Genomic DNA, 5,231 nt, shown 5'->3' on the forward strand with positions numbered 1-5,231 from the left:
TCGACCGGCCCCCCCCCCCCCCCCGGGGGCCGCCGGCCGGGCGCCCACCCCTGCGGACTGTCCGGGCTCGTATCCGCGGAAATAGTGCTCGCCCTGCTCACGACCCCCACGGCATGACGCGCCCATCCCTCGGTCGCGTCCTCGAGGTCGGTTCGGGCGTGGATCTCGAGCGTCCGGTCGCCCGCGTGGTCCGGCGCACCCAGCACCACCTGCACCTGCGTCGCGACCTCCGGGTGCAGGCCGAGTGGCGCCTCCACGACCAGCTCCCGGATTTCCGCACAGTCCGCCGCCTCCGCCGCGGCGTATGCCAGCTCCACGAAGGCCGACCCCGGGAGCAGTACCGCGCCGAACACCACATGATCGGCCAGCCACGGATGGGCCGGCACCGATATCCGTCCGGTCACCACGACCTGCGACGATCCCGCGACGGAGACCGCCGCGGACAGGAGCGGATGGTCCAGACGCCGCACACTTGGCAGGGTGGGGTCGCCGAGCGCCGTCCCGGCGGACAGCCAATACCGGCTGCGCTGAAACGCATAGGTCGGCAACTCCACCGTCCGCGCACCGGTACCGGCGAAGAATTTCCCCCAGTCCACCCGCGCGCCATGGCAGTACATGGCTCCGAAGCAGCGCAGGAGTTCGGCTGTCTGGTCCCGGCCGCGCCGTTGTGCGGCCAGCACCGCCACATCACCACCCACGGTGCGGGGAATCAACGGTGCCACCGCCGCATCCGCGCCGACCTCGACGAATCTCGCCGCACCGGCGGTACGGGCGGCGGTGAGCGCGTCGGCGAATCGCACGGTCTCGCGTACCTGGCGCACCCAGTATCCGGGATCGGTGAAGAGCTCCGGTTCCACGCGGCCCGTCACACTCGACACCATCGGAATTCGCGGTGCCTGCCAGGTCACGCCGCGACATACCGCCTCGAATTCGGCGAGCATCGGCTCGACCATTTCCGAATGGAACGCATGCGAGACACGCAACCGCCGGACGCGGGTGCGCTTGCCCCACACCCGTTCCATCTCACCGATCGCCGGAGCCGGACCGGATACCACCACCGACTCCGGCGCATTCACCGCCGCCACCGACAACCCGGCGGGAAGATCGGGCGTCACCGCCGATTCGGCCGCCTCGATCGCCAGCATGGCGCCGCCCGGCAGTGCCGCCATCAGTCGGGCGCGCGCCGATACCACCGTGACGGCATCCTCGAGCGAGACGCTGCCCCCGATATGCGCGGCGACGATCTCCCCGATCGAATGCCCCACCAGCACATCGGCCACCACACCCCACGACTCCAGCAACCGATACAACCCCACCTCCACCGCGAACACCGCCAACTGCGTGTTCTCGGTACGGTCCACATCCGTTGCCGAATCGAACAACCACCCCGGATCACAGATCTGTTCGATCACCTCCCGGAACACCGGAAAAGCCTCGAACAACTCCTTCCCCATACCCGCCCACTGCGACCCCTGACCCGGAAAAACCACCGCCGTCTTCCCCGAGGCCGCCCGTACGGGTTCGCCGGAGTCCCCCACGAACCCCGTATCTCCGGCGAAGAGCATCGAACGCCACGGCAGGTGCGCACGGGTGGTCGCCAGTGACCACCCGATGTCCACCGGGCTGCGGTCTTCCTGTCCCTCCATCCATGCCCGCACCTTTTCCCGCTGTGCCACAGCGCCTTCCGCCGACCTACCCGACACGACCAAAGGCACCGGGGCCACCAACGTGTCGAAACCCCGCGATTCCGCCCGCGCCGCGGCGGGATTCCCACCGGCCGCGGGCGACCGCACCGCCCCGGTTCCCACCCGCACGGCGCCGCCCTCCGCTGCGGGTTCCACGGCCCCCGGCACCGGGGCTTGTTCGAGGATCAGATGCGCGTTCGTCCCGCTGAGTCCGAACGACGACACGCCGGCCCGCCGCGGCACACCGGTGGGCGTCCAGGGCTGGGGTTCGGTCAACAACGCCACCGCGCCCGAAGCCCAATCCACGTGCGGACTCGGCACCTCCGCATGCAACGTCCGCGGCAACACACCATGCCGCATCGCCTCGACCATCTTGATCACGCCGGCCACCCCCGCCGCCGCCTGGGTATGACCGATATTCGACTTCACCGACCCCAGCCACAACGGCCGGCCCTCGCCCCGCCCGCGCCCGTAGGTCGCCAGCAACGCCTGCGCCTCGATGGGATCACCCAGGGTGGTCCCGGTGCCGTGTGCTTCCACCGCATCCACCGCGGCCGCGGACAACGCCGCATTCGCCAGCGCGGCCCGGATCACGCGCTGCTGAGACGGACCGTTCGGTGCGGTCAACCCGTTCGACGCACCGTCCTGATTCACCGCCGACCCCCGCACCACCGCCAAGACCTCGTGCCCGAGCCGTCGCGCGACCGACAGGCGCTCCAGCACGACCACACCGGCGCCCTCACCCCACCCCACCCCATCGGCACTCCCACCGAACGACTTACACCGGCCATCCGGCGCAAGCGCCTGCCGGCGCGAGAATTCCACGAACAGCCAGGGTGTGGCCATGACCGTGACACCACCGGCCAATGCCATCCCGCAGTCACCCGACCGAAGTGCCCGGCACGCCTGATGTATCGCCACCAGCGAGGAGGAACACGCCGTATCCACCGACACCGCGGGCCCCTCCAGTCCCAGCGCGTAGGAAACCCGGCCGGACGCCAGCGATCCCGCACCGCCTATACCCGCGTAGTCGTGATGCATGATTCCCGTGAACACCCCGGTGTCGGTGCCCCGCAGTGATACCGGGTCGATACCCGCTCGTTCGAGAGATTCCCAGGCCACCTCGAGCAGAATCCGCTGCTGGGGATCGGTGAGGGTGGCCTCCCGGGGCGAGATCCCGAAGAATCCCGCGTCGAAATCCCCTGCGTCGTAGAGGAAACCGCCGTAGCGCGTGGATGATTTTCCATTCCGCCCGGGTGCCGGATCGTAGAGGTCGTCCGGCCAGCCCCGATCGCCGGGAAAATCGCCCACGGCATCTCGCCCCGCCGCGACCAGCTCCCAGAGACCCGCGGGGGAATCGACTCCCCCCGGGTAGCGGCAGCCCATGCCGACGATCGCGATCGGCTCGGCGGCGCTCTCCCGGAGATCGGTGATCTCCTGCTGGAGATAGGCGTTCTCCTTCGCCGCCACGCGCAGTGCGTGCAGCAGATCCTCGGTCGAGGTCATGATCGCTCCCGTTCCGACCGGCGCTGGGTGGCGAGCACGTGCCGCACCAGTTCGCTCGGGTCCATCTCGTCGATCGACGATCCGGCCTGCTCGGAGGCCGCCTCGGGCGCGGCCGGCGCGCCGGTTTCCGTCAGGCGCAACAGCGCGTCGAGCAGACCGCTGCCGCGCAGCGCGGCTATCGGGACGGCAGCCAGCTGCCGCCGTATCTCGGCATCACTCGGCTCCTCCGGCGTCGGCCCGTCACCGGAGAATCCGAGGTCTTCCAGGAGCCATTCCGACAGTTTCGTGACCGTGGGGTAGTCGAACACCGCGGCGACGCCGACCGTGCGCCCGGTCGCCGCCCGCAGCTTGTTGCGCATCTCGATCGCGGCCAGCGAATCGAAACCGAGGTCGCTGAAGGCGGTATCCGGGTCGATATCCTCCGGTGACGCGTGTCCCAGTACTTCCGCGGCCAGGCGGCGCACCTCCATGAGGAGATGCTCGCGGCGCCGGTCGGGCGGCAGGGCGGCGAGTTTCTCCCGGCCCACCGATGCCACCGCGCCGGCGGCGGCCCGGCGGCGGCCGGACCCCGGGACGAGCCCGCGCAGGAGCGCGGGCAGCTCGCCGGGGTGCCGGCGCAGTGCCGTGCGATCGATATGGGCCGGCACCACCACCGCGTCCGGGCCGGCGACGCCGAGGTCGAACAGCCGCAACGCGGTGTCATGAGCCAATGGCAGCACCCCGCTGCGCAGCACGCGCCGTACCGCGAGACCGGTCGGTTCGAGGCCCATCTGCGCCCCCTCCCACGGACCCCACGCCAGGGATGTGGCCGCGGCGCCCCGGGCCCGCCGATACCCGGCGAGCGCGTCGAGGAACACGTTGGCCGCGGCGTACCCGCCTTGACCGGTGGGCAGGATCAGCCCGCCGGTCGAGGAGAACAGCGCGAAGAGTCCGAGATCCGACTCCGCGGTGAGTTCGTGCAGATTCCAGGCGCCGTCGACCTTCGCGGCGAACACGCTCTCCAGGCGTTCCGGGGACAGCGACGCGATGACGCCGGCGTCGAAGACCCCGGCGGTGTGCACAACACCGGCGAGCGGAGCCGAATCGGGGATGCCGGCAAGCATCTGCCGGACGGCCTCCCGATCGGCGATATCGCAGGCCACCAGGTCCACCGTCGCACCGAATTCGTTCAGCCGCGCCCGCAGGTCTTCGGCGCCGGGCGTCTCGGCACCCCGGCGAGCGACCAGGGTCAGGTGCCGGGCGCCGTGTTCGCGCACCAGATGTTCGGCCACCCGGGCCCCGAGCACGCCGGTGCCACCGGTGACGAGAATTGTTCCTCCGGCGCAGACGCCGGCGAGGTCGCCGGTCGGTGCGGCGTCGGTCACCGGGGCCAGCCGGGGCACGAGATACCCGGCGCCGCGCACCGCGATCTCCGGTTCCGACGTGGCGATCAGCGCGCCCACCGGAGCATCGGTGCCGGTATCGAGGTCCGCCACGAGTATTCGTCCCGGCTGTTCGGCCTGCGCCGAGCGGACCAGACCCCATACGGCGGACGCGGCGAGGTCGGTGACCCCCTCACCGGGAAGCGCGACCGCGCCCTGGGTCACCACCAGCAACCGGCTGCCGGCGAACCGGTCCTCGCTCAGGAATGTCTGCAGGATTCCGAGAACGCGACCGGTGAGCGCACGCACGCGAGACGGCAGCGCCCCTTCCCCGCCACGGCACTCGAGCACCACCACGGGAGGGGCTTCCGCACCGGCGTCCACTGTCTCCCAGCTCATCCATAGCGTGCCGTCATCGGCTCCGGGCTCGACCGGCCGCCAGTCGATGCGGAACAGGGCGTCCCGGTCGGCGGCGGCGGCGCCCAACTGGCCGGGCGAGACAGGGCGCCCCAGCACACGCCGGGCGGTGAACACCGGCCGGCCGGCCGCGTCGGGGGGGGGGCGCCCCCCCCCCCCCCCCGCCGCCCTGCACCTCGACGAGGCCACGCGCGACCGTGAACTGTCGGCGTTCGTGCTGTTCTCCTCGGCGGCTCCGCTTCTGGGCGGTGCCGGCCAGGGC

Annotated in this window: 2 protein-coding genes; both read right to left on the reverse strand. The window is 71.2% G+C overall.

Going from position 1 to position 5,231, the window contains the following annotated elements; genetic code table 11:
* Window positions 1-3,191 (reverse strand): type I polyketide synthase (locus tag QH276_RS17430; RefSeq protein WP_280406810.1); only part of this gene is annotated, 3,191 nt, incomplete at its 3' end.
* Window positions 3,188-5,068, reverse strand: coding sequence for a type I polyketide synthase (locus QH276_RS17435; protein WP_280397729.1), 1,881 nt, complete (start codon window positions 5,066-5,068; stop codon window positions 3,188-3,190). The genes QH276_RS17430 and QH276_RS17435, both read right to left, overlap by 4 nt.
* Window positions 5,069-5,231: the final 163 nt, after the last annotated feature.

Source organism: Nocardia carnea (assembly GCF_029869215.1).
Classification (GTDB): Bacteria; Actinomycetota; Actinomycetes; order Mycobacteriales; family Mycobacteriaceae; genus Nocardia; species Nocardia carnea_B.